The sequence below is a fragment of the Pseudomonas tolaasii NCPPB 2192 genome (assembly GCF_002813445.1).
In the GTDB taxonomy this organism is placed as follows: Bacteria; Pseudomonadota; Gammaproteobacteria; order Pseudomonadales; family Pseudomonadaceae; genus Aquipseudomonas; species Aquipseudomonas tolaasii.
Genome location: NZ_PHHD01000001.1, coordinates 6,215,551 through 6,239,349 on the forward strand (window position 1 = coordinate 6,215,551; position 23,799 = coordinate 6,239,349).

At 59.6% G+C, this 23,799-nt stretch carries 22 protein-coding genes and 4 tRNA genes; 8 read left to right on the top strand and 18 right to left on the bottom strand.

The annotated features are described in order from the left end of the window. Nucleotides 1–119: 119 nt before the first annotated feature. Nucleotides 120–1,181, top strand: a complete 1,062-nt coding sequence (locus ATI14_RS28275; RefSeq protein WP_016970249.1) for an alkene reductase — start codon at nucleotides 120–122, stop codon at nucleotides 1,179–1,181. A 188-nt stretch (nucleotides 1,182–1,369) separates the two neighbouring features. Here the strand turns inward: ATI14_RS28275 and ATI14_RS31545 are convergent, their stop codons facing one another. The 8 genes from ATI14_RS31545 to ATI14_RS28305 form a co-directional block, all read right to left on the bottom strand. Then, nucleotides 1,370–1,726, bottom strand: a complete 357-nt coding sequence (locus ATI14_RS31545) for a hypothetical protein (RefSeq protein ID WP_196775080.1) — start codon at nucleotides 1,724–1,726, stop codon at nucleotides 1,370–1,372. A gap of 430 nt (nucleotides 1,727–2,156) precedes the next feature. Then, nucleotides 2,157–2,480, bottom strand: coding sequence for an nSTAND3 domain-containing NTPase (locus ATI14_RS31550; RefSeq protein WP_335739932.1), 324 nt, complete (start codon nucleotides 2,478–2,480; stop codon nucleotides 2,157–2,159). A 210-nt stretch (nucleotides 2,481–2,690) separates the two neighbouring features. Then, a complete protein-coding gene (locus ATI14_RS31555) occupies nucleotides 2,691–2,867 on the bottom strand; it encodes a hypothetical protein (protein ID WP_016970246.1) in 177 nt (58 codons plus the stop codon). Nucleotides 2,868–3,479: 612 nt separating this feature from the next. Then, entirely contained in the window at nucleotides 3,480–4,793 is a 1,314-nt protein-coding gene (locus tag ATI14_RS28285; protein ID WP_016970244.1) for a tyrosine-type recombinase/integrase, read from the bottom strand. A gap of 233 nt (nucleotides 4,794–5,026) precedes the next feature. Continuing rightward, nucleotides 5,027–5,103, bottom strand: a tRNA-Asp gene (locus ATI14_RS28290). 19 nt (nucleotides 5,104–5,122) lie between these two features. Continuing rightward, nucleotides 5,123–5,198, bottom strand: a tRNA-Val gene (locus ATI14_RS28295). Between the two features lie 176 nt (nucleotides 5,199–5,374). Further along, nucleotides 5,375–5,451 (bottom strand) — tRNA-Asp (locus ATI14_RS28300). 19 nt (nucleotides 5,452–5,470) lie between these two features. After that, a tRNA-Val gene (locus ATI14_RS28305) sits at nucleotides 5,471–5,546 on the bottom strand. 159 nt (nucleotides 5,547–5,705) lie between these two features. Here ATI14_RS28305 and rdgC point away from each other — a divergent pair. From rdgC to sugE, 3 genes are all read left to right on the top strand, one after another. Then, nucleotides 5,706–6,626 carry a recombination-associated protein RdgC gene (rdgC, locus tag ATI14_RS28310; protein ID WP_016970243.1) on the top strand — a complete coding sequence of 307 codons (921 nt, stop codon included), beginning with the start codon at nucleotides 5,706–5,708 and terminating at the stop codon, nucleotides 6,624–6,626. 180 nt (nucleotides 6,627–6,806) lie between these two features. After that, nucleotides 6,807–7,766: a bile acid:sodium symporter family protein gene (locus ATI14_RS28320; protein ID WP_016970242.1), complete on the top strand. Its 960-nt coding sequence runs from the start codon at nucleotides 6,807–6,809 to the stop codon at nucleotides 7,764–7,766. Between the two features lie 114 nt (nucleotides 7,767–7,880). Continuing rightward, complete coding sequence (sugE, locus tag ATI14_RS28325) at nucleotides 7,881–8,195, top strand: quaternary ammonium compound efflux SMR transporter SugE (protein WP_016970241.1); 315 nt, start codon at nucleotides 7,881–7,883, stop codon at nucleotides 8,193–8,195. Between the two features lie 102 nt (nucleotides 8,196–8,297). On the opposite strand, the gene ATI14_RS28330 is transcribed toward sugE, so the two are convergent. The 3 genes from ATI14_RS28330 to ATI14_RS28340 form a co-directional block, all read right to left on the bottom strand. Next, nucleotides 8,298–10,166 carry an MFS transporter gene (locus tag ATI14_RS28330; protein WP_016970240.1) on the bottom strand — a complete coding sequence of 623 codons (1,869 nt, stop codon included), beginning with the start codon at nucleotides 10,164–10,166 and terminating at the stop codon, nucleotides 8,298–8,300. A 67-nt stretch (nucleotides 10,167–10,233) separates the two neighbouring features. After that, complete coding sequence (locus ATI14_RS28335) at nucleotides 10,234–11,382, bottom strand: TDT family transporter (RefSeq protein ID WP_016970239.1); 1,149 nt, start codon at nucleotides 11,380–11,382, stop codon at nucleotides 10,234–10,236. A 110-nt stretch (nucleotides 11,383–11,492) separates the two neighbouring features. Further along, the gene (locus ATI14_RS28340; protein WP_016970238.1) at nucleotides 11,493–12,680 is read right to left on the bottom strand and encodes an MFS transporter; all 1,188 of its coding nucleotides are present in this window, start codon (nucleotides 12,678–12,680) and stop codon (nucleotides 11,493–11,495) included. Nucleotides 12,681–12,771: 91 nt separating this feature from the next. Between ATI14_RS28340 and ATI14_RS28345 the strand changes: the two genes are divergently transcribed. Then, nucleotides 12,772–13,311: a TetR/AcrR family transcriptional regulator gene (locus ATI14_RS28345; RefSeq protein WP_016970237.1), complete on the top strand. Its 540-nt coding sequence runs from the start codon at nucleotides 12,772–12,774 to the stop codon at nucleotides 13,309–13,311. Nucleotides 13,312–13,418: 107 nt separating this feature from the next. Here ATI14_RS28345 and ATI14_RS28350 read toward each other — a convergent pair whose 3' ends face one another. The 4 genes from ATI14_RS28350 to ATI14_RS28365 all read right to left on the bottom strand — a co-directional run bounded on the left by ATI14_RS28350 (nucleotide 13,419) and on the right by ATI14_RS28365 (nucleotide 16,595). Then, the gene (locus ATI14_RS28350) at nucleotides 13,419–14,198 is read right to left on the bottom strand and encodes an ABC transporter permease (RefSeq protein ID WP_016970235.1); all 780 of its coding nucleotides are present in this window, start codon (nucleotides 14,196–14,198) and stop codon (nucleotides 13,419–13,421) included. Continuing rightward, on the bottom strand, nucleotides 14,195–15,127 hold the full coding sequence (locus ATI14_RS28355; RefSeq protein ID WP_016970234.1) for an ABC transporter ATP-binding protein: 933 nt from the start codon (nucleotides 15,125–15,127) through the stop codon (nucleotides 14,195–14,197). The genes ATI14_RS28350 and ATI14_RS28355 overlap by 4 nt, the downstream gene beginning before the upstream one ends. Before the next feature lie 134 nt (nucleotides 15,128–15,261). Next, on the bottom strand, nucleotides 15,262–15,879 hold the full coding sequence (locus ATI14_RS28360; RefSeq protein WP_080519956.1) for a glutathione S-transferase family protein: 618 nt from the start codon (nucleotides 15,877–15,879) through the stop codon (nucleotides 15,262–15,264). A 56-nt stretch (nucleotides 15,880–15,935) separates the two neighbouring features. After that, nucleotides 15,936–16,595, bottom strand: a complete 660-nt coding sequence (locus ATI14_RS28365; RefSeq protein WP_016970232.1) for a transglutaminase-like domain-containing protein — start codon at nucleotides 16,593–16,595, stop codon at nucleotides 15,936–15,938. 158 nt (nucleotides 16,596–16,753) lie between these two features. On the opposite strand from ATI14_RS28365, the gene ATI14_RS28370 reads away from it, so the two are divergent. Continuing rightward, nucleotides 16,754–19,201 (top strand): acyl-CoA dehydrogenase, encoded by a 2,448-nt coding sequence (locus ATI14_RS28370; protein ID WP_016970231.1) that lies wholly within the window; start codon nucleotides 16,754–16,756, stop codon nucleotides 19,199–19,201. Nucleotides 19,202–19,276: 75 nt separating this feature from the next. After that, nucleotides 19,277–19,684, top strand: a complete 408-nt coding sequence (locus tag ATI14_RS28375; RefSeq protein WP_016970230.1) for a PA2817 family protein — start codon at nucleotides 19,277–19,279, stop codon at nucleotides 19,682–19,684. Between the two features lie 130 nt (nucleotides 19,685–19,814). Here ATI14_RS28375 and ATI14_RS28380 read toward each other — a convergent pair whose 3' ends face one another. Further along, nucleotides 19,815–20,747, bottom strand: a complete 933-nt coding sequence (locus ATI14_RS28380) for a LysR family transcriptional regulator (RefSeq protein WP_031319640.1) — start codon at nucleotides 20,745–20,747, stop codon at nucleotides 19,815–19,817. Nucleotides 20,748–20,836: 89 nt separating this feature from the next. Between ATI14_RS28380 and ATI14_RS28385 the strand changes: the two genes are divergently transcribed. Beyond that, nucleotides 20,837–21,463 (top strand): alanyl-tRNA editing protein, encoded by a 627-nt coding sequence (locus tag ATI14_RS28385; protein WP_016970228.1) that lies wholly within the window; start codon nucleotides 20,837–20,839, stop codon nucleotides 21,461–21,463. Nucleotides 21,464–21,512: 49 nt separating this feature from the next. On the opposite strand, the gene ATI14_RS28390 is transcribed toward ATI14_RS28385, so the two are convergent. Both ATI14_RS28390 and ATI14_RS28395 read right to left on the bottom strand, forming a co-directional pair. Beyond that, entirely contained in the window at nucleotides 21,513–23,084 is a 1,572-nt protein-coding gene (locus ATI14_RS28390) for an alkaline phosphatase D family protein (protein WP_080519955.1), read from the bottom strand. After that, nucleotides 23,081–23,635: a GNAT family N-acetyltransferase gene (locus ATI14_RS28395; protein ID WP_026083021.1), complete on the bottom strand. Its 555-nt coding sequence runs from the start codon at nucleotides 23,633–23,635 to the stop codon at nucleotides 23,081–23,083. Before ATI14_RS28395 ends, ATI14_RS28390 begins: the two co-directional genes overlap by 4 nt. Between the last annotated feature and the right edge of the window lie 164 nt (nucleotides 23,636–23,799).

A 23,799-nucleotide genomic window follows, 5' to 3' on the forward strand; every position in this document is an offset into this window, starting at 1 on the left:
CACTGATCCATTTATGAGACATTAAGTCCAAATATTAAACCCTACTCACAGAATACGGAACAGAATAATCTGTGTCTCACGCGTACGCTTCACCTCAACTCATCCGCAGGAGATACCTTATGACCTCGCTCTGGGACCCTATCCAGCTCGGCAACCTCAACCTGACACATCGCCTGGCCATGTCACCCTTGACCCGCAGCCGTGCGCTGCCCGGCGGCACTCCAGGCCCGTTGGCCGCGGAATACTACGGCCAGCGCGCCTCACTGGGGCTGTTGATCAGCGAAGGAACACAACCCAGTGCCGATGGCCAGGGCTTTCTCGACTCCCCGGGGCTGCACAGCGATGCTCACGTGGCTGGCTGGCGTCAGGTCAGCGATGCGGTGCATGACGGCGGTGGCCATCTGTTCATCCAACTGATGCATGCCGGCCGCATGTCACATCCATCCAACACCGCCCACGGCCGTCAGGCTCTGGCGCCATCGGCGATCGCTCCAGACGCGCAGATCTTTACACCCCAGGGCATGCAGCAAGTGCCAGCGCCGCGCGCCATGAGTGAGCAGGACATTCGTACTACTGTGAGCGATTTCCGTCAGGCTGCAGCCCGTGCCATCGAAGCGGGTGCTGACGGCGTGGAGATACACGGCGCCAATGGTTACCTGATCCAGCAGTTCCTGGCTGTCAATGCCAACCAGCGGGACGACGCCTACGGCGGCTCGATCCTGCGACGCCTGCGCTTCGCGCTCGAAGTGATTGATGCCGTGGTGGCCGAGATCGGCGCCGAGCGTACGGGAATTCGTCTATCGCCGGGTTCAGCACTGGGTGGTATCGCAGAAGGGCCGGAGCACGCCGAGCTATATCGTACGCTGGTTGCCGAGTTGGCACAACGCAACCTGGCGTACCTGCACCTAGCCCACAACGGGGATGACGTCCTACTCAAGACGCTGCGCCAGGCATGGCCAGGCGTACTGCTGGTCAATCGGGTGAACCGCGCCCGCGAACACCTGGCAGCCGACATCGAGGCCGGGCTTGCCGATATGGCACCTGTCGGGCGCTGGGCGCTGGCGAACCCAGATCTGGTACAGCGTCTGCGTGATGAGCTACCGCTGAACGAAGCCGACCCGCAAACCTTCTACGGGGGCGGCGCGAAAGGGTATACGGATTATCCGTTACTGGAGACCTAATCAGACGGCTCGAGGATCATGGGAAGTCCGTATTTCTCTGCTCGGTATACGGACTTGCATGGATAGTCATAGCTTTCTCCACCAACACCGTATCGACCATTACCGTGAAAAGATGGATGATCAACTCCCTGGCATAGTCCTTACTGAAAGAGGTGTAACATTAATAGAATAGCCGATCAGTTTGTGGACTAGGACCTGGCGCTGGCGATCCGGGGATCGTTGCTAGTGAGATCAGATTGCCAGTCGGACCGTCGAAGTAGATTGGGAAATTGCTCGACGGCTTTGACGACCACGGCCTCGCTCGAACGACAGGAGAGGAAGTGAAACAGCATCCAATTGCGGTGCAATTCGTAGAGCGTTGTCTGGATGACCAGCATATCTCGAATGAGCGGGGAGCCCTCGAAAGTGTAACTGCTCAGGATGGTGTCGATAGTCGCGCCTCGTATGAGCGCCGCCATCATATGGGGCTTCTGGCGCAGAACCTCCGTTAGGGCATCGGAGATCGTCGGATGGGCGAACGTCCATTTTGATCCGGGAAGCTTCAAGAACAAGCCCTTCAGCTCAGCGAAACAATCCTGAATCTTAGTGAGAGTGTATCCAGTCAGCTCAGCGACCGCCTGTGCGGCCGAAGGATCATGATCGCTAGGATCTAATCAGGCCTGATGGACATACACGAGGATGAGCGCGGCCTGCAGGATCATCTAAGGCGTTGACGGTAACAATAAGCGCTCTGTCGGCTCCCTCATAAAGCGCACGAGTGAGCTTTCGCTGGGCGCTAGGCCCTAGGTGAAGCTTGGGCCGCCAAGACGTGCGGCGACCCAAGGGGGGGGAAATCGCGAACCGTAGCGACAGCGGTTAGATTCTCGAACGCCAGCTCTGGCTTTGCTCACCAAAATTTACATGATTATAGAGAATCTGCGTCTTCTCTTCGAACGTCGACTCGCCGTCATCCACCACGGCGCTAAGGCCTGCGAATTAGGCAAGGTTGCGCTGCCCGAGCTGGCGCCGCGCCGCTTCATAGATATGTTTTCGGAAAGTTAGAAGAAATCGATTGCCATGCTTGATCGCGGCCCGCAACTTGGAGAAGGCAGACGTCCAGTCCTGCACATATTCGTCGCGCAGCACACTGGGGCCGAAGGCATCGTCGATCCAGAAGAAGCGCTCTGGATCATTAGGATTCCAACCGGCCTCAAAGTCGCGCGGTCCGGTTAGAGCAAGTACGGTATTGTCTGGATTTTCCGACGCCATGGTCGACACGATGGCGCCAATCGCGGATCTACCGGGATTACCGAGTAGCAGTACAACTCCGTGCTCAGAGCTCGCGTCAACCGCATCCCGATGAGCCTAGGTAGGAACATAGGTGCGAAGCTTTGGAATTCAGCTGTCAAGCAACGCCCGGCTCTGTTCGCTGAGCCGCTCATCTACGATCGAGGTGAGGTCGCCTAGGCCGTAGACCTGCGGAAAGAGGGCCCGGAGGCGCGAGCTGCTCCTGATAATACGTACGACATACTAGCGACCGAGAATGTGCGGCTTACGCACACCAATCGCGCGGAATTTAGCACGCATTGCGGCTGCCACGGGCGCATCTACACTCATGTTCGTCATGAAGGCGTAGGCCTCGGCTTGACCGGCTTTGACCAGCTCCTCGACATGGGCAATTTCGGTAGCGATATCACTGAGCTTCAATGCCTTTGTTGCATCGGACGCTGACCGCCGTCTTGATCTTCGCGGAAGATTTCCACGGGCCGGCCAAGCACGACTTCGCATACCCGGGAGCATAGATGCTGAAATGCGCACCAGCCGATGGTGTGAAGTGCTAGGTCGCTCCAAGGACCGTTTGCTCTACGTTCGGGCAGTACAGGAGACCTGATTAACAGAGTCTCTCCCGTCATGATGTGGCAACAACACGAGAAATGCCAAGCGGCGCAAGAGAGATTCGCCCGCCTGCGGGGACGCAATCGGCATCCAAACTAAAACGATATTTACAGAAGCAACGCAATGCCACCTCTCTAGCTGACGGCAGACTATTAGGAGGATCCATGAAAAGCCTAACGCCGCACGCTAGTAGTCGAGTGATTGTCTCAGGCGCCAAGCAACCCCACGGAGAAATACCTCCCCTTTGATTCGTATGCGATTTCGTCGCACCAGTTGATCGCATTGGTAGCACTCACCGGTGCTCCACACTTTGGCTTTCTCGAAGCCCCTCTTCCCCGATCGGCGACCAGCCGCAGTATGTGAATCATTGGTCTTATCAAATCTATCCTCCCTGACCTTGATCGCATAGCCTGAATCGGACTGCTAATCAGCAGCTACGCGCTTCAAGCTCATACAATCAGTTGAATGTCGTCCGATTTCCGACATGTAAGCTTCAGGTTCAGGGAGCGGAACGCCTACCTCCAGCGCATCTAATAAGTCCGCCCAGTATTGCATCATCCTACGTCTCGGCTCGACGTATTCTGCATGATTGTAAGCAGCCCGAATTTGGTTGGCATCAGCGTGGGAAAGCTGCGCCTCAATCCACTCTTCTACAAAGCCAACCTCGTTGAGCGCCGTCGAGATGGTGGCTCTGATGCCATGACCGGTGAGCCTTCCTTTGAAACCCATCCGACCAATCGCGGTGTTAAGGGTATTTTCACTAATCATTTCCTGCGGCTCGTATCGGTGAACCAGGAGATACCGTGCGCCGCGCATCCTTAATTGCATCAGCCGCCGCACGATTGTAATTGCTTGAATAGACAGCGGAATCACATAAGGCGGAATCTCATTTCCCTGAGTTCGCACACGACTTCGGAGCTGCTTCACCCCCTCCGGCGGCACTAGCCAGATCCCCCTATCGAAGTCGAATTGGTCTGGCGTCGACGCCCGCAGCTCTCCTGTACGCACGCCCGTCAGAAGCAATAGACGAATACCAAGCCGTGTCTTTTCCGCACACTCACAGTGGGTGACGGCTCTGAGCAATCCTGGAAGTTCATTAACTTGGAGGAAGGGATTATGGCGGATCGGCCTCGGCGTCTCGGCAACGATATCAAGGTCTGCTGCTGGGTTCACATTAATAAGCCCTTCCGCCATAGCAAAACGAAAGATATGGTTGAGCCAGGTCCGCACCTTTCGAGCAGACACCAGCGCTCCTCTGCGCTCAATTCGTCGAATGAGCTCCAGCACGTCGCCACGAGAAATATCCGCGATCGGAAGATCGCCCAAACACGGCAACATGTCCTTCTTTAGGTATTTGCTGGCTTGCTCCGCACTGCCCTTCTTGCTTTTCGTCAGCTTTTTACTTCGGAACTCATGCCAACGATCAGCAACCGCTTCAAACGTGTTGTTGGCGGCACGGGAGGCTCTCTGCCTCTCGGCACGACGATGCGATCGGGGATCGATATTGTTGGCCACCAGCACACGTGCAGCCTCTCTCCGCTGACGAGCCTCCTTTAGACTCACGTCGGGATAGATGCCGAGGGAAATACGCAATTGTTTGTCATGCCAATAGAAACGGAAATGCCAACGCTTCGAACCCGTCGGGGGCACTTGCAGAGATAAGCCATCCCCATCAGTTAACGTATAAGGCTTGCTGGCGGGCTTGGCTTGCTTGATCGCTGTATCTGTCAGAGCCATCAGACACCTCCTTTTGCATCAAGGAGGGGAATACAACCCAGTGGTAGACGAACCAATACGAAAATTGATGCGCAAGGAATCGTAAAAGGCTGTGCCAGCGGTGTACTTAAATGTGTACTTAAAAACCGTGGCTGGAGATGGATCCCAATGGAATTCAGAAAACGAAAAAAGCGACTCAAAGCCGCTATTTCCGGCACTTCCAAGCGCTCAGTGAGCCTTAGTGGAAGCAAATGTGGCGCAGCGGACGGGACTCGAACCCGCGACCCCCGGCGTGACAGGCCGGTATTCTAACCGACTGAACTACCGCTGCGCGTAACACTTGAAGCGAATGGTGGGTGATGACGGGATCGAACCGCCGACATTCTGCTTGTAAGGCAGACGCTCTCCCAGCTGAGCTAATCACCCTTCGTTTCGGTGTGGGCGCATCATACACCAAAAAATCGTAATGTCTTGATTTAAATGCAATTTATATAAAAAAAGTTTAAATCGCGATTTTTTGCCATATTCCGGACAAAGAAAAGCCCGCAATTAAGCGGGCTTTCTGTGGTGACCTGGCGTTCAGCGTTCCAGGTGACCGAATATGGCGCAGCGGACGGGACTCGAACCCGCGACCCCCGGCGTGACAGGCCGGTATTCTAACCGACTGAACTACCGCTGCGCGTAACACATGAAGCGAATGGTGGGTGATGACGGGATCGAACCGCCGACATTCTGCTTGTAAGGCAGACGCTCTCCCAGCTGAGCTAATCACCCTTCGTTTCGGTGTGGCGCGCATTCTACGGAGCGACCTTAAGTCTGGCAAGCACTTTCTTAAATCTTTTTTTTCAGCCCTTCCAATGGCTTAGGCAGGGTTGGCCTGCGGCGCTATCAAGAGAATAATGCCCCCCTTTGTATAAAGGAGAGACTCACCCCATGTGGTTCAAGAACCTGCTTATCTATCGCCTGACCCAAGATCTGCCTGTTGATGCCGAGGCGTTGGAAGCGGCCATGGCCACCAAGCTGGCGCGCCCTTGTGCGAGCCAGGAGTTGACCACTTACGGTTTCGTCGCCCCTTTCGGTAAAGGTGAAGACGCTCCTCTGGTTCACGTCAGCGGCGACTTCCTGCTGATCGCCGCACGCAAGGAAGAACGCATCCTGCCGGGTAGCGTGGTGCGTGACGCGGTTAAAGAGAAAGTCGAAGAGATTGAGGCCGAGCAAATGCGCAAGGTCTACAAAAAGGAACGCGACCAGATCAAGGACGAGATTATCCAGGCCTTCCTGCCGCGCGCCTTTATTCGTCGCTCGTCGACCTTCGCTGCCATTGCGCCGAAGCAAGGCCTGATCCTGGTGAACTCTGCCAGCCCGAAACGCGCCGAAGACCTGCTGTCCACCCTGCGTGAAGTGATCGGTACCCTGCCGGTTCGCCCACTCACCGTGAAAACCGCGCCAACCGCAATCATGACCGACTGGGTCACCACCCAGAAACCGGCCGACGATTTCTTCGTCCTCGACGAATGCGAGCTGCGCGACACCCACGAAGACGGCGGCATTGTGCGCTGCAAGCGCCAGGACCTGACCGGCGAAGAGATCCAACTGCACCTGACCACCGGCAAAGTCGTCACCCAGCTGTCGCTGGCCTGGCAGGACAAGCTGTCCTTCATGCTCGACGACAAAATGACCGTCAAGCGCCTGAAGTTCGAAGACCTGCTGCAGGATCAGGCGGAACAGGATGGCGGTGACGAAGCCCTCGGCCAACTGGATGCAAGCTTTACCCTGATGATGCTGACGTTTGGTGATTTCATCCCGGCGCTGGTTGAAGCGCTTGGCGGCGAAGAAACCCCGCAAGGCATCTAAAAGCGCACGGTCAGTGTGGGAGCTGGCTTGTGTGGGAGCCGGGCTTGCCCGCGATGCAGGCACTGCGGTCTTCAATCAGACCGAGTCGATGCTATCGCCGGCAAGCCAGCTCCCACACGAGCAAGCCCCCACAGCTGATCCGGTTGCAACCCAAAGCATTCCAATAACAAGGACATCCCCATGCGCGCACTCGCCGCCCTGAGCCGCTTCGTCGGCAATACCTTCGCCTACTGGGTGTTGATCTTCGCGGTGCTCGCCTTCCTAGAACCCGCATGGTTCATCGGCCTGAAGGGCGCCATCGTGCCGTTGTTGGGCCTGGTGATGTTCGGCATGGGGCTGACCCTCAAACTCGAAGACTTCGCCGAAGTCGCCCGCCATCCTTGGCGCGTGGCGCTGGGCGTGGTCGCGCATTTCGTCATCATGCCCGGCGTAGCCTGGTTGTTGTGCCAGGCGTTCCACCTGCCGCCGGAAATCGCGGTCGGCGTGATTCTGGTCGGTTGCTGCCCAAGTGGCACCTCATCCAACGTGATGACCTGGCTGGCGCGGGGCGACCTGGCGCTGTCGGTGGCCATCGCCGCCGTGACCACCCTCCTCGCCCCGCTGCTGACACCTGCGCTGATCTGGCTGTTGGCTTCGGCCTGGTTGCCGGTTTCATTCATGGAATTGTTCTGGTCGATCCTGCAAGTGGTGCTGCTGCCGATCGTGCTTGGCGTTATTGCCCAGCGCGTGCTCGGCGAGCGGGTGCGCCATGCGGTAGACGTGCTGCCGCTGGTGTCGGTGGTCAGCATCGTGATCATCGTCGCGGCGGTGGTGGCGGCGAGCCAGGCGAAAATTGCCGAGTCAGGCCTGCTGATCATGGCCGTGGTGATGCTGCACAACAGCTTCGGCTACTTGCTGGGCTATTTCACCGGCCGATTGTTCAAGCTGCCGTTGGCGCAACGCAAGTCACTGGCGCTGGAAGTGGGCATGCAAAATTCCGGGCTGGGCGCCGCATTGGCCAGTGCACACTTTTCGCCGTTGGCGGCGGTGCCAAGTGCGCTGTTCAGCGTCTGGCACAATATTTCCGGGGCGCTGCTGTCGACTTACTTCCGCCGCATGAGCGAAAAGGAAGACCGTCGCGCGCTGGAAACCACGCCGTAAACTTGATCGTCCGATCAATATTCGGCACTCTACCGAGCTTCGCGGGGACGACCTCGCGACGCTCTCAAGCGCCTAATCCGGGGACGACCCCACGTCTATAGAGAGAGGGTCAGCATGTCCTGGATCATTCTGTTTTTTGCCGGTTTGTTTGAAGTGGGCTGGGCCGTTGGCCTGAAATACACCGACGGCTTCAGCAAGCCATTGCCCACCGCCCTGACGATTGCCGCCATGGCCATCAGCCTCGGCCTGCTCGGGCTGGCCATGAAGGAGCTGCCGCTGGGCACCGCCTATGCCATCTGGACGGGCGTGGGTGCCGTGGGCACGGTGATTGCCGGGATCATCCTGTTTGGGGAGTCGATGGCGCTGTTTCGGTTGGCGAGTGTGGCGTTGATTATTTGCGGGCTGGTCGGGCTCAAGATCAGCACATAGGCCTCTAACGCCATCGCAGGCAAGCCAGCTCCCACACTTGGAATGCATTTCAAATGTGGGAGCTGGCTTGCCTGCGATGAGGCCAATCAATCCAACACAGAGCTACCTGACACTCCCCCGCAACCCACCGACAACCTCCTGCAATCTTGCAGGCGTCGGCCCTTCCACCGGCTCACCCGCCACCAACACCACCCGCGACCAGATCCGGTGAAAGAACCCCTTGTTCGGATCGCGGCTGAAAAAACTCCCCCACAACCCCTGCAACGCGAGTGGAATCACCGGCACCGGCGTTTCCTCAAGAATGCGCGTCACGCCACCGCGAAACTCATTCATCTCGCCATCGGCCGTCAACTTGCCTTCGGGGAAGATGCACACCAGCTCCCCGTCCTTCAGATACTGCGCAATGCGCGTGAAGGCCTTTTCGTAGATCTGGATATCTTCGTGTCGCCCGGCAATCGGAATCGCCCCGGCAGTACGGAAGATAAAATTCAGCACCGGCAAACGGTAGATCTTGTAGTACATGACAAAGCGAATCGGCCTGCGCACCGCGCCGCCAATCAGCAGCGCATCGACAAACGACACGTGGTTGCACACCAGCAATGCCGCGCCTTCATCGGGAATGGCTTCCAGGTTGCGATGCTCCACACGGTACATGGAATGGCTGAGCAGCCAGATCATGAAACGCATGGTGAACTCGGGAACGATCCTGAAGATGTAAGTGTTCACCGCGATGTTGAGCAGCGACACCACCAGGAACAATTCGGGGATCGACAGCTTGGCCACGCTCAGCAGCAGGATCGACACGATGGCCGACACCACCATGAACAGCGCGTTGAGAATGTTGTTGGCCGCGATCACCCGCGCGCGTTCGTTCTCGGCAGTACGCGACTGAATCAACGCGTACAGCGGCACGATATAAAAACCACCAAACACGCCCAGCCCAAGAATATCGAACAGCACCCACCACGCCTGACCGTAACCCAGCACCGCCAGCCAGTCGTTGGCCTGCACGTTCTGCGGGAAACCGCCGGAATGCCACCACAGCAACAGGCCAAACACGGTCAGGCCGAAGGAGCCAAACGGCACCAGGCCGATTTCCACCTTACGTCCGGAGAGTTTCTCGCAGAGCATCGAACCCAGCGCGATACCCACCGAGAACACCGTGAGAATCAGCGTTACCACAGTTTCATCGCCGTACAACCACTCTTTGGCGTAGGCCGGGATTTGCGTGAGGTAGATCGCGCCGACAAACCAGAACCACGAGTTGCCGACGATGGAACGCGAAACTGCAGGCGTCTGCCCCAGGCCCAGGCGCAAGGTGGCCCAGGATTCACTGAAGATGTTCCAGTTCAGGCGCAACCCCGGCGTGGACGCCGCCGCCCGTGGAATGCTGCGGCTGGCCAGGTAGCCCAGCACCGCCACGCCGACGATCGCCCCCGCCACGACGGGCGCGTAATGGGTGGACGACATCATGATCCCGGCGCCAATGGTACCGGCCAGAATCGCCAGGAACGTGCCCATTTCCACCAGGCCGTTGCCGCCCACCAGCTCATCTTCGTGCAACGCTTGCGGCATGATCGAGTACTTCACCGGCCCGAACAGCGCCGAGTGCGTGCCCATGGCGAACAGCGCCAGCAGCATCAGTTCCAGGTGGTTGGTGAGGAACCCCGTGGCGCCGACGGCCATGATCACGATCTCGCCGATCTTGATCGCGCGGATCAACGCGTCCTTGTTGAATTTCTCGCCAAACTGCCCCGCCAGCGCCGAAAACAGAAAGAACGGCAGGATAAACAGCAATGCACACAGGTTGACCCAAATGGAGCGGTCACCGTCGATGGTGAGTTTGTACAGAATCGCCAGGATCAGCGACTGCTTGAAGATGTTGTCGTTGAAGGCGCCCAGCAACTGGGTGATGAAAAACGGCAAGAAACGCCGTGTGCGCAGCAAGGTGAATTGTGAGGGGTGGCTCATCGTCCGTGTTCCTGCGTGGCCTGAAGGCTTTTGTGTTTTTTCAGGCCACGACTTTACCTAACTCCGCTTACTTATTCGCTAGTCCTGCAATGCATGGCGAAACAAAAAGCTCACCTTTATAGGCACCTTGCACCGTGCGGCTGGTCACGATCAGCCACATCAGCGCCAGCGCGCCCACCAGTGCGCTGCCAAAGATGCTGAAGAACCCCAGGTGCAACAGGCTGGCCAGCTTCAAGGTGGCCAGGGCATACACACCCAACGGGAAGGTAAAGCCCCACCAGCCCAGGTTGAACGGGATACCGGCGCGCAGATAGCGCAGGGTGATCAGCACCGCGATCAACATCCACCACAAACCAAAGCCCCACAGTGCGATGCCGGCGACAAGCCCCAGGCCGTTGGCCATTTCGCCCACACCGGGCAAGCCATTGGCGGCGAAGATCGCCGGCGCATCGCCCCCCAGCAACAGCATGCCCAACGCGCCGGTGCCGATGGGGCCAAGGGCCAGCCAGCTCGACGCGGCCATATTGGCGTGGGGCAGTTTATGCAGGGCCATACGCAACATCAGGATGGTCAGGATGCTGAACGCCACCGGCAGGGAAAATGCCCACAACACGTAGCTGGTCACCAGCATCACCAGTTGCGAATGCGCGTCCGCCAAATGCGGCGCGAGCAGGCCGCCACTCGCCGCCGCGACTTCGGCGGCTACCACCGGCAGCAGCCATACGGCGGTCATCTGGTCGATGCTGTGTTCCTGGCGGGTGAACATCATAAACGGGATCAACACGCCGCAGGCCAGGGCCATCGCCACGTCCAGCCACCACACGGCTTCGGCCAGCGGCACCACGCCACTGCCCCAGCGCGGCAAGCCGAACAGCAGCAAACCATTGAGAAGAGTCGCCAGCCCCATGGGGATGGTGCCGAAAAACATCGAAACCGTAGAGTGGCCGAAGATCCGCCGCGCTTCGTGGAAGAACATCACCCAACGCGCGGCGTAGAGCACACTGAACAACACAAACAGGCCGATGGTAAAAAACCACAACCCTTCGCCAACAGCGCGCAGGCCGGGCAGATTGATGGGCAGCTGGGCCAGGGCCAACGCCAGCACGCCGGTGCCCATGGTCGCGGCGAACCAGTTGGGGGTGAACTGGCGAATCACTTCCCGTGGACGGGTCAGGTGACTGAAGGGTTTGTAACTGATGGTATTCGAGCAAGTCATGATGGCAATCCTCTTCCTCGCATGAGGTTGAGACCATGGTAGAACCTTATCGAATATCTATATAACGGGTAATTTCTCTAACTGTTATCTGTTTTGCCTATATAAACGAGCTACGCCGCCGCCCTGGCTTTCGCCGAACCCTGCAACAGCAGGCCCACAAGTGCGCCGAGGGACAGCACAATCAGTGCCGCACCGTAGCCGTCAGTGGTGACAATCAGGCCGTAAACCCGGCTCAGGTTACCCGCCAGCAACGCCGGCAGGCAGAACGCCAGATAGCTCAGCACGTAGAACGCCGACATCAACCCCGCGCGCTCATGAGGCAGCGCCAGGCTCACAATGCTGCGGATACTGCCCATGAAGCCACCGCCGAAACCGAAGCCCGCCACCACACTGGCCACAAAGAACAGCGGCAGGCTGGCGCTCTGCACCGCGACCAGCAGCAACGCCACACCCACTGCCAACATCGTGGCGGATAAACGCATGATCTTGTCTGCCGGCTGGTTGCGCAGGCTGTAGATGGTCAGCGCGCCGCTCAAGGTCACCACCGCCACCAGGCCGCCGCCGATCAGGTGCGAAGTCGAACCGGTGGCCGCCTTGACCAGCGACGGCGCGAGGGAGGAAAAGAACCCGCCCAGCGCCCATACCGCCACGTTCAACGGCATCGCCAGCCACAAGGCGCGACGCGCCTGCGGGGGCACATGCAGGGTCGGCGCCAGGGATTTCAAGGCGCCGGGAATGCGGCTGACGGTTTCCCCCAAGCGCCATACATACAGGGCCTGCAGCACCATCAGCACCAGCATGGTGAAGTAGATCAACTGAGTCGGCCGTGGTGCGTACTCCACCAGCAAACCGCTGCCCAGGCCGCCACTGGCCATGCCCAGCAGCGGCGCCAGGCTGTTGAGCATCGGGCCGCGCAGGCGGTCGGTGTCAAGCAGCGTGGCACTCAGCACGGCAGTCGCCATGCCGGTGGCAAAACCCTGCAGCGCACGGGCGGCAATCAGGTGGGCGGTAGAGTCGGCGGTGATAAACAGCAGCATCGCCACGATGTTCAGCAGCAACGCGACGAAGATCACCGGCTTGCGTCCCAGGTAATCCGACAGCGACCCCACGGTCAGCAGCGCCGTCAGCAAACTCACGGCATAAACGCCGAAAATCACCGTCAGCATCGCTGCGGAGAAATGCAGGTTTTCCTGATACACCTGATACAGCGGGGTCGGCGCACTGGACGCGGCGAGAAAAGTCAGCACCGTGACCACCAGAAACGCCAGGCTGGACCGTTGAGAAATGACGCGAGACATGGGCACACTCCGCTAAAGCTAATATTTTGCTTTTGTGGAGTGTGCTACCCCAAAGCGCTTAAAGCAAATTCTTTGTGTTAAGGTTTTACGCATGGCTATCAAAGAAGGCCTTCGCCCGGGGGGCCGCAGTGCCCGGGTCCAGGAATCCGTGCACAGCGCGACACGCGAGCTGCTGGATATGCATGAGCGTTCCAGCGTTACCGTGCCGATGATCGCCGCGCGCGCGGGCGTCACGCCCTCCACTATCTACCGGCGCTGGGGTGACCTTTCCGTGCTACTGGCCGACGTTGCGCTGGCGCGCATGCGCCCCGACAGCGAGCCGGCCAACACCGGCAGCCTGCGCGGCGACCTGCAGGCCTGGGCCGAACAGTATCTGGACGAAATGAGTTCGCAGCCGGGTCGCAACATGATGCGGGACATGCAATGCAGCGCCACTCCCGGGTATTGCGTCAGCATTTTGAGTGGGCAGCTTCAGACGATTGTCGATCGCTACCCACAGAGCGCGGCGCCGAGCGTGGACCATTTGATCAACCTGCTGGCGGCGCCTACCGTGTTTCGTATTTTGTTTTCTTCGGAGCCTCTGCCGGTGCCGGAGCTGCACACATTGATCGATTTGGCACTCCGAGTTTAAGGGGCAAACACTGACAACAGTGTGGGAGCCAGCTCCCACATTGCCCTGTGTATATTCAATAAAAAACGGCCTCACAGGGAGGCCGTTTTTTTATGGCGGATCAGCGCTTAAGTACGCATCCCGCGCCCGCTCACCAGCAACCGCGCACAACCGATATACAGCACCACGGTCGCCACCAGCATGAAGGTGATCGCTACGCTGATCTTGATATCCGACACACCCAGAATGCCGTAGCGGAAGGCATTGACCATGTGCAGCACCGGGTTGGCCAGCGATACGGTCTGCCAGAACGGCGGCAGCAGGGAGATGGAATAGAACACCCCGCCCAGGTAGGTCAACGGCGTCAGCACGAAGGTCGGGATGATCGAAATATCATCAAAGTTGCGTGCAAACACGGCGTTGATAAACCCCAGCAACGAGAAGATCGTCGCCGTCAGCACCACCACCAGCAAGGTGACCCCCAGGTGATGCACTTGCAAGTGGGTGAAGAACAGCGACAACAACGTCACGATCACACCGACCATCAAGCCACGCAACACGCCGCCCAGGGTATAGCCGATCAGGATGGTGTGCGGCGACACCGGCGACACCATCAGCTCCTCGATGGAGCGCTGGAACTTGCTGCCGAAGAAACTGGAGACCACGTTGCCGTAGGAGTTGGTGATCACCGACATCATGATCAGCCCCGGCACGATGTACTCCATGTAGGTGAAGCCGCCCATGTCGCCGATCTGACGGCCGATCAGGTTACCGAAGATCACGAAGTACAGAACCATGGTGATCGCCGGCGGCAGCAGGGTCTGCGGCCAAATCCGGGTAAAGCGTTTCACTTCGCGGTAGACGATGGTTTGCAGCGCGACGAGGTTGGGTTGCAGTTCGGAACTCATACCGCCACCTTCGCCAGATTTTTCTCCACCAGGGACACGAACAACTCCTCAAGGCGATTGGTTTTGTTACGCAGGCTCAGCACTTCAATGTGCTGGGCCGCCAGTTGAGTGAACAGCGCGGTGATGCCCATGGCCTTGTCCACCTGCACTTCCAGCGTATGGCTGTCTATCAGGCGGCTCGGGTAGCCGAGCAATTGCGGCGCCACCGTCAGGTTGTTCTTCAGGTCAAGCAGGAAGGTTTCCACATGCAACTGGCCCAGCAGGTTGCGCATGCTGGTGTTCTCGACGATGGTGCCGTGGTCGATGATGCCGATGTTGCGACACAACTGCTCGGCCTCTTCCAGGTAATGCGTGGTGAGGATGATGGTGATGCCCTTCTCGTTCAGCTCAGTGAGAAAGGTCCACATCGAGCGCCGCAGCTCGATATCCACACCCGCCGTCGGCTCATCGAGAATCAGCAAGCGGGGTTCGTGAACCAGCGCGCGGGCGATCATCAGCCGGCGCTTCATGCCGCCGGACAGCGAGCGCGAAGGCACGTCACGCTTGTCCCACAGGCCCAGCTGGGTCAGGTACTGCTCGGCGCGTTCCTTGGCGACTTTCGCCGGAATGCCGTAGTAACCGGCCTGGGTCACGACAATGTCGAAGGTCTTTTCAAACTGGTTGAAGTTGAATTCCTGGGGCACCACGCCGATGGAGCGCTTGAGCGCCGCGGGGGATTTGTCCAGGTCATGGCCAAAGATATTCACCGAGCCGCTGGTCTTGTTGACCAGCGTGGAGAGGATACCGATGGTGGTGGATTTGCCGGCGCCGTTGGGGCCGAGCAAGGCGAAGAAGTCACCTTCGGCCACGTCCAGATCGATACCACTCAGGGCCTGGAAACCGTTGCCGTAGGTTTTGGTTAGCTGCCGGATGGACAGAGCGGAACTCATATCGGAATACGCACCAAAGAAGGGAATAGAAAGAGTAGATGAGGGCGCAGCCCACGTAGTTCAACGGGGGCGCATGACAAGCATGGTGCTTGCCCGCGCCGCACAAGTACAGTCACCCGTATTAATAGTGGGTATTAAGTCAACGTGGTCATCACGGCTTTGCGGTAGGCCGGACGCTGCTGCAGGCGCTGGTACCAGGCCTCTAGATGGGGCATCGAAGGCCGTTCGATGGGCATGCCGAACCAGGCGTAGATAAAGCAGCCCAGCGGAATATCGCCCATGCCGAATTCGGCACCCGACAGATAAGGTTGTTCGGCGAGCGCCTTGTCCACTGTACCGAGCGCATCGATGCAGGCTTGGCGCCCGGCGTTGATGCTGTCCCAGTTCTGCTTCTCGGCAGGCGTGCGCAGGATGCCCCAGAACACTGCCTTGAAGGGTTCGGCGAGTGTCGAGGTGGTCCAGTCCATCCACTTTTCCGCGTTGGCGCGGGCTTTCAGGTCGACGGGGTAAAAGCTCGACGCCTGTTTGGCACAGAGGTAACGCACGATGGTGTTGGATTCCCACAACACAAAGTCGCCGTCTTCGATCATCGGCACCCGGCCATTGGGGTTCAATGCGCGGTACTGCGGCGTGTCGACCACACCGAAGGCCCCGCCCGCATCAATTGCTTCATAGTCCAGGCCGAGTTCCTCGGCGCACCACAGTGCTTTCCTGACGTTTGATGAATTTTTACGACCCCAGATCTTCAGCATGACCGCGCCTTATTGTTGATGAACATGGCTTGATGAACGCAGCAGCATACGCCGGTTCATGCGCGGCTTAAATCACTCTGCATGTCACCGAGCAACGCCGGCATGCCCTCACTGAACAGGTGCGGGTAACAATGCTGAATGTGCGTGAAGAAAAACGCCTCGGGCACGTCGGCAAACTGCCCGTGGTCCAGTACGTATTCCATCGAGCGCTGGCCCTGACGGTTGAACGCATGAAAGACGCTGTCGTTGATGCCGTCGAATTCCAGCGGCGGCACATCAAAAACTTCGCACAGCCGGCTGTTGAATGCCGGCGTGGCCTTGACCCAAACCCCGCGCAGGAACAACTCGGTATAGCCGTGCATGGCAAATACATCGCTTTTGAGCAAGGCGATCAGGCGTGGCGTGGACAGGTGATTGCGCACATCCGCCAGGCCGATGCGCGCCGGGATCCCGCAATGGCGGGCGCAGGCCGCAAGCAGGGTGGCCTTGGGCACGCAGTAGCTCTCACCGGTGGCGAGGGCGAAGCTGGCGTTGAGGGTGCCTGGGTCACGGCTGAAGGTGTACGGGTTATAGCGAATCGCCTCACGCACCGCGTAATAAAGACTGACTGCCTGGTCACGCAAATCCGCGCTGGAATCGCGATGTTTTTCGGCGAACTCCACCACCGCAGGGTGGTCACTATCGATGAAGCGGCTGGGACTCAGGTACGTATCCATGAGCTTTATCTCCAAGACAAGCCTTGAGTGTAACGACAGGTCTGCCACGGAGATAACGACGATTCGGCCAAATCTCGTTACACCCTGATCACCGCGCTTTTTCGGATGCCGACTAAGCTCCATGGTGGTTTCGCCCCTGGTTTCACGGAGGATTGAATATGCTGTTGTTGTGGATACTGGTGCTGGTGGTCGGCATTGCCTACCTCGCACACCGCCGCGTCGCCCCCCTGCCCGCTCTGGGCGTGGTCGCCGTTTACCTGCTGGCGATGGGCGCCTGGAGCCACGCACCGGGTTGGCTGCTGCTGATCTTCTGGGTGCTGATCGCCGCCGTGGCTGCGCCACTGCTGTTGCCCGACCTGCGCCGCCAATATTTCACCAAACCGCTGTTCAACTGGTTTCAGAAAGTCCTGCCGCCAATGTCCGAAACCGAGCGTGATGCCATCGACGCCGGCACCGTGTGGTGGGACGGCGAACTGTTCAGCGGCCGCCCCGACTGGGACAAGTTGCTGGCCTACCCCAAGGCACAATTGACCGAAGAGGAACAGGCCTTCATCGACGGCCCGACCGAAGAACTCTGCGCGATGGTCAGCGACTGGGAAATCGGCCAGGCCATGGACCTGCCGCCCGCCGCCTGGGAACACATCAAGACCCACGGCTTCTTTGCGCTGATCATTCCCAAGGAATACGGCGGCAAGGGTTTTTCCGCCTACGCCCACTCCCAGGTGGCCATGAAGCTCGCCACCCGCAGCGGTGACCTGGCATCCACCGTAATGGTGCCCAACTCCCTCGGCCCGGCCGAACTGTTGCTGCATTACGGCACCGACGAACAACGCAACCACTACCTTCCACGCCTGGCCCGCGGCGACGATATTCCGTGTTTCGCCCTGACTGGCCCGCTCGCCGGCTCCGATGCCGGCGCCATGCCCGACACCGGCGTGATCTGCAAAGGCGAATGGGAAGGCAAGGAAACCCTGGGCCTGCGCCTGAACTGGGAAAAACGCTATATCACCCTCGGCCCGGTCGCGACCCTGCTCGGCCTGGCCTTCAAGGCCCACGACCCGGACCACCTGCTGGGTGAAGAGGAAGACCTGGGCATCAGCCTCGCGCTGATCCCCACCGACACCCCCGGCGTGGAAATCGGCCGTCGCCACCTGCCCCTGGGCGCCGCCTTCATGAACGGCCCCAACTCCGGCAAGGACGTGTTCATTCCGCTGGAATTCCTCATCGGCGGCCAGGAAATGCTCGGCAAGGGCTGGATGATGCTGATGAACTGCCTGTCGGTGGGCCGTTCGATTTCCCTGCCCGCCGTGGGCACCGGCGCGGCCAAGTTCACCAGCCTGGTCACCGGCCAATATGCGCAGGTGCGTGAACAGTTCAACGTGCCGCTGTCCGCCTTCGAAGGTATCCAGGAAGCCCTGGCGCGCATCGGCGGCAACGCCTGGCTGATGGACAGCGCGCGGATGCTCACCGCGAATGCCGTGGACCTGGGCGAAAAGCCCTCGGTGCTGTCGGCGATTCTCAAGTATCACCTTACCGAGCGCGGCCGCGAGTGCATCAGCCACGCCATGGACGTGCACGGCGGCAAGGGCATCATCATGGGCCCGAACAATTACCTGGGCCGCAACTGGCAAGGCGCGCCGATCTTCATCACCGTGGAAGGCGCGAATATCCTGTCCCGCAACCTGATGATCTTCGGCCAGGGTGCCATTCGTTGCCATCCGTTCGTGCTCAAGGAAATGGCGTTGGCCGGTCGCGAAGACCACGACCAGGCACTCAAAGAGTTCGACAGTTTACTGATGCAGCATATCGGTTTTGCGGTGAGCAACGCGGCCAGTACGCTGGTGCTGAATCTCGGCGTGGGTCACTTCGAAAAAGCGCCGGGCAACCGCCTGAGTCAGGGCTACTTCCGCGCGTTGAACCGCCAGGCTGCAGCGTTTGCCCTGCTCGCCGATCTGAGCATGATGCTGCTGGGCGGCGAATTGAAGCGTCGTGAGCGCCTGTCGGCGCGCCTCGGCGATGTGCTGAGCCATATGTACCTGGCGTCGGCCGCACTCAAGCGCTACCACGACCTGGATTCGCCGGACCACCTGGAACCGCTGTTCGCCTGGGCCATGGAAGAAAGCCTTGGCAAGTCGGAGCGCGCACTGGACGAGTTGCTGAGCAACTTCCCGAACAAGGTGCTCGGCTGCCTGCTGCGGGTGATTGTGTTCCCGTTCGGGCGCCGCCATACCGGGCCATCGGATGCGCTGGATGCCGAAGTCGCTGCCGTCATCGGCCGCGCCAAAGGCGACCCGACCCTCGAAGAACTGCTGGCCGGCTGCTACCGCCCGCAAGCGGCGGAAGACCCGGTGGGCGCCCTGCAACATGCCTACGACCTGCTCGGCGCCAGCCAACCCCTGCAGAAAAAACTCCACCAGGGCCTCAAAAGCGGCCAGGTCAAACCGACTGCCGGCGAGCACGCCATCGATGCGGCATTGCATGCTGGCGTGCTGCAGCCGGCCGAAGCGCAGACCCTGCGTGATGCCGAAGCGGCGCGACGCAAGGTGATCGACGTGGATGATTTCAGCAAGGAAGAGCTGGCCCACACTGAAGGCAAAGTCCGCTGATACCAGCGGTCATATAAATACGGGCGCGGGAGCTATATACTCTCGCGCCCGTTTTTGCTTTAGAGGACTTATCTCGTGTCCAACGTCGTTGCCGATCATCTCGTCTTGCTCGACCACCTGCGCAGCATCCTGGTTGCCGTCGGCGAAGCCGAACAGGTACCCGAGGAAAGCCACTCGCTGTTCCTGGAGCGTTTCGACGAACTGCGCGCCCTGCTGCCGATCGACCCGATCGAAAGCCAGTACCTGGGCCAGGACCTGATGAGCCAGGTCATCCTGCGCTACCCGCAAATTGCCCACCTGGTACCACGCGACCTGCTGTGGTTCTTTGGCGGCGACTGCCTGCACTTCATGCCCGATGAAGAACTGGACCTGTACCAGGCCCTGGAAGAGCGTCGCTTTGAAGCCGAACAGAACGACGAACCGTTCGACTGGAACCAGGAAAAACAACTGCTGGCCATGCCGCAGGACCAGAGCAAGCACTGATCTTCCAGACCCACGCAAACCAAATGTGGGAGCTGGCTTGCCTGCGATACGGGCAACTCGGTCTGTCAGCCAAACCGAGGTGATGCCATCGCAGGCAAGCCAGCTCCCACATTTGCACCGCATTTCAACCCTACCGTCGGCGCAATGTCGGCTCTTTGGCCATGCACTCCACCAGATAATCAATAAACACCCGCAACTTCGGCGGCAGGTACCGCGTGGGCGAATGCAGCAGCCACGCCTCGCCGTGGTACGACGCAATAAAATCCCACTCCGGCAGCACCTGCACCAACCGCCCCGCCTCCAGCGCATGGCGCGCGGTGAAATACGGCAGGCTGCCAATCCCCACATGTTGAAGCACCGCGTCCAGCCTCACGCCTGTGTGGTTTGCCGCATACCGCCCGCGTACGCCCACCGTCACCGCCTTGGCGCCCTGGCGGAATTTCCAGCGCGAGTCCCCCGGGGTTTCCCCCAGATAAATGCAGCTGTGCTCCAGCAAATCATGGGGGTGGCCCGGTGCGCCATGCTCGGCCAGGTACTGCGGCGTCGCGCAGAGCAAATGTTCGATGGGCAATAACTGGCGGCCCACCAACCCCGGCGGTGGGCTGTCGGTGATGCGAATGCTCAAATCGACGTTGTCATCGATCAGGTCCACATGCCGATCCTCCAGGATCAACTGCACATCCACCTTCGGGTAGCGCCGCAAAAACTCGGGCATGTGCGGGTGCACCACAAAACGCCCAACGGCCTTGGGCACGCTGATCCGTACCAGCCCTTCGGCCTCATGGGTGAACTGGCCGCTGATTTCCATCACCGAGCGCGCCGCGTTGACCATCTCCCGGCAACGCTTGAACACCTCTTCACCGCCTTCGCTCAAGCGCAATTTGCGTGTGGTGCGTTGCAGCAGTCGCGTGGCCAGGGCCTGTTCCAGGCGCGAAATGCTGCGGCTCACCGCCGAAGGCGAAACGCTCAGTTGCCGCGCGGCCTCCGAGAAGCTGCCGGTTTCCACCACTTTGACGAAAATCGCCATTTCGCCCAGCAACGGCAAAGGAAGATTGATGCTCATGGTGCACAGGTCCATTGATATTTGAACGGATTATCACCTATCCAGGCACTATTTATACTGCGCACAGAACCCTGATGCGGATGTAGATGATGACCGAGCGCCTGTTTTTCACCCACGACCACCTGACCGCCGCGCTGGAAGTACTGAGCTGCACACCCCACGAAGACCACTTTGCGGTCGTCCTGCAATCAACGATTTTTCACCCTCAGGGCGGCGGCCAGCCATTCGACACGGGTTGGCTCGGCGACAGCCAGGTGGTACGCGTTATTCAGGAGGCTAACCGAGTGGTGCACTACGTCGATCGGCCCGTGGAGCCCGGCCCGATCATTGCGCGGGTCGATGAACAACGCCGCGCGCTGCACACCCGCCTGCATTCCGCCGGGCATTTGATCGGCAATGCCGGGGAAGCCTTGGGCTGGATGCCGATCAAGGCTCATCACTGGCCGGGCGAAGGCAAGGTCACTTTTATGCGTGGGGCGGCTGCGCAGGCCGTCGACGCCGAAGCGATTCAAACGCGCATCAACGAATGGATCACCGCCGACTACCTGCGCCACATGGTCCTGGAAGACGGCACGCGCGAAGTCGGGTTTGGCGAACTGCCTGCCTACGCCTGCGGCGGCACCCATGTGCAAGCGTTGAGCGAGTTGGGCCAAGTGACGGTTCTGGCATTGTCAGAGAAAAAGGGCGCGCTGTCGGTGCGTTATCAAGTCAGCTGAGACAATAAGTGCGTTCGCCATTACGAATTCGCTTGGCTCAAATATCCTGCTATACCGCTATCGCCCCCGCCCGCCCCGCCTCCACCACAAACGACTTAAGCGTAGAAACCGTGGCCAGCGGATCACGCGGGTCCGTAATCACGCGAAAATCCGTCAGCATCTTTTGCTCAGTCAACGCCACCGACACATACCCCCGCTGGCGGCTGTCGAAAAACTTCACATGCGGGTTGAGCGGCAGCAACTGCGAGAACGCATCAAAAGGCGGGCCGTCCGAGGTGACCGACGAGCCGACAAACTCAGTGGCGACCACCGGCGAGTTCAGATCATTGGCATCGGCGTGCAGGTCGGTGGTCCAGAACGAATGGATATCACCGCCCCAGAACACCGGGTTTTTCACCTGCCTGCGCTGGATCGACGCCAGCAGCCGGTCGCGACTGGCCATGTAGCCATCCCACCCGTCGGTCCAGTGCCCGGGCTTTTGATCTGTCAGGTCACGCTGGATCAGCGGCGCTACCAGCAAATCCTGGGCGATCACATTCCACTGCGCCGGGGACTCGGCAAAACCCCGGTCGAGCCAGGCCTCCTGTTCCCAACCAAGCATGGTACGGCGCGGGTCACGCAAGTCGGTGCAGGCGTTGTCGGCGATATGCCCCTGACGGCTGCCATTGGCCGGGATGCAGGGTTGTTCGGAGCGGTACTGGCGGCCATCAAGCACGTGGAAACGTGCCAGCCGGCCGTAATCCAGCCGCCGGTAAACACGCATGTCGGGACCCTTCGGCAGGCTGCTGGCACGCAGCGGCATGTGCTCGTAAAACGCCTGGTAGGCGGCCGCGCGCTGCTGGAGAAATTGCGCCACCGGGATCTTCGGGTCCTGGGACCAGCGGTTGGCGTAGTCATTCTGCACTTCGTGATCATCCCAGGTCGCCACGCTGGGCGCGGCGGCGTGCAGCGCCTGCAAGTCCGGGTCGGTTTTGTACAAGGCATAACGGTTGCGGTAATCGCGCAGGCTTACCGCATTGCCGCTGCCGTGGGGCCGGATGATCTTGCCCGAATCCACCGCGTAGGAACTGTCATAGATATAGTCGCCGAGGAAGAACACCAGGTCCGGCTGCTCGGCGGCCAGGTGGCGATAGGCGCTGAAGTAGCCGCGCTCCCAATGGGAGCACGATACAAACCCCAAACGCGCTGCCGCCATGGCCTGCACGGGTGGCGAGGTGCGCGCCTGGCCCACAGGGCTTTGCGCGCCCAGACTGTCGAACTGGTACCAATACGGCCGGCCCGCCTCCAACCCGGCGACCTCCACATGCACCGAATGGGCGAAGTGTTCGGTGGCCGTGACCTCGCCCTGGCGCACGATACGCGTCATCGCCGCATCGCTGGCGACTCGCCAGCGCACCGGCACCGCGCGGCTCAAACCGCCACGCCCATCCACGGCATTGAACAACGGCGCCAGGCGCGTCCAGATCACAAAGCCATCGGGCAACGGGTCACCCGAAGCCACGCCGAGGGTGAATGGATAGTCGACCCCGGCACTGCGCGCAAACGGGCTGAGGATCGAAAACGCCGTGGCAACCGCCAGCCCGCCGAGTACACGGCGCCGGCCCTGATCCACGCCACTCACAGGCCACGCTCCCAGTCTTCACGCACGGCGGCGAACCCCAGCAAATCCTCGTACACGCCGTTCTTGAGAAAGGCCTGACGCAGGCACCCTTCAAACCGCAGGCCGATTTTTTCCAGGACCCGCGCCGATGCCTTGTTACGGCCAAAACACTGGCTACCCACTCGCTGTAGTGCCAACTCGGTGAACCCGAAGCCCATCACCGCGCCGGCGGCTTCGGCGGCATAACCTCTGTTGCGGGCGTGCGCCGCCACCCAGTAACCCAAATGCCCCGCGTGGTGTCGCGCGTTGATACGCAGGCTGATAACGCCGACCAACTCACCGGTTTCGCGCACATGCATGCCCAAATTGAGCAAATCGCCCGCGCGGTATTTTTCCGCGATCGACTCAATAAAGCTCTGTGCCGTTTCCAGGGTATAGGGCGAGGGAATATTGGCCGTGTTGTCAGCAATCTCAGGCCCGTTGGCGAGACTGAAAAGCGTCTCGGCCTGGTCGCTCTCGAGCGCCCGCAATAGTAGTCGCGATGTGGTCAATCGAGGCAGTTCGGTCGGCATACGGGATGGCTCAGAAGGTAAATTCTCCAAGAATGTACGGTCTTTATGTCAATTTCACTACGTCACAAAATTGCAAGGTAAATTCACTGCAATACCCGTACTAGAGCCTTCAAAACGTAAATTAAAGTTAACCAATCGGTCATTTTCGGTTGTTAGCGTGTCGC

What these genes read in the sequence shown, in the direction of transcription:
- ATI14_RS28275 (WP_016970249.1), top strand. Translation starts at nt 120, where the DNA reads ATGACCTCGCTCTGGGACCCTATCCAGCTCGGCAACCTCAACCTGACA.
- ATI14_RS28285 (WP_016970244.1), bottom strand. Translation starts at nt 4,793, where the DNA reads ATGGCTCTGACAGATACAGCGATCAAGCAAGCCAAGCCCGCCAGCAAG.
- rdgC (WP_016970243.1), top strand. Translation starts at nt 5,706, where the DNA reads ATGTGGTTCAAGAACCTGCTTATCTATCGCCTGACCCAAGATCTGCCT.
- ATI14_RS28320 (WP_016970242.1), top strand. Translation starts at nt 6,807, where the DNA reads ATGCGCGCACTCGCCGCCCTGAGCCGCTTCGTCGGCAATACCTTCGCC.
- sugE (WP_016970241.1), top strand. Translation starts at nt 7,881, where the DNA reads ATGTCCTGGATCATTCTGTTTTTTGCCGGTTTGTTTGAAGTGGGCTGG.
- ATI14_RS28330 (WP_016970240.1), bottom strand. Translation starts at nt 10,166, where the DNA reads ATGAGCCACCCCTCACAATTCACCTTGCTGCGCACACGGCGTTTCTTG.
- ATI14_RS28335 (WP_016970239.1), bottom strand. Translation starts at nt 11,382, where the DNA reads ATGACTTGCTCGAATACCATCAGTTACAAACCCTTCAGTCACCTGACC.
- ATI14_RS28340 (WP_016970238.1), bottom strand. Translation starts at nt 12,680, where the DNA reads ATGTCTCGCGTCATTTCTCAACGGTCCAGCCTGGCGTTTCTGGTGGTC.
- ATI14_RS28345 (WP_016970237.1), top strand. Translation starts at nt 12,772, where the DNA reads ATGGCTATCAAAGAAGGCCTTCGCCCGGGGGGCCGCAGTGCCCGGGTC.
- ATI14_RS28350 (WP_016970235.1), bottom strand. Translation starts at nt 14,198, where the DNA reads ATGAGTTCCGAACTGCAACCCAACCTCGTCGCGCTGCAAACCATCGTC.
- ATI14_RS28355 (WP_016970234.1), bottom strand. Translation starts at nt 15,127, where the DNA reads ATGAGTTCCGCTCTGTCCATCCGGCAGCTAACCAAAACCTACGGCAAC.
- ATI14_RS28360 (WP_080519956.1), bottom strand. Translation starts at nt 15,879, where the DNA reads ATGCTGAAGATCTGGGGTCGTAAAAATTCATCAAACGTCAGGAAAGCA.
- ATI14_RS28365 (WP_016970232.1), bottom strand. Translation starts at nt 16,595, where the DNA reads ATGGATACGTACCTGAGTCCCAGCCGCTTCATCGATAGTGACCACCCT.
- ATI14_RS28370 (WP_016970231.1), top strand. Translation starts at nt 16,754, where the DNA reads ATGCTGTTGTTGTGGATACTGGTGCTGGTGGTCGGCATTGCCTACCTC.
- ATI14_RS28380 (WP_031319640.1), bottom strand. Translation starts at nt 20,747, where the DNA reads ATGAGCATCAATCTTCCTTTGCCGTTGCTGGGCGAAATGGCGATTTTC.
- ATI14_RS28385 (WP_016970228.1), top strand. Translation starts at nt 20,837, where the DNA reads ATGACCGAGCGCCTGTTTTTCACCCACGACCACCTGACCGCCGCGCTG.
- ATI14_RS28395 (WP_026083021.1), bottom strand. Translation starts at nt 23,635, where the DNA reads ATGCCGACCGAACTGCCTCGATTGACCACATCGCGACTACTATTGCGG.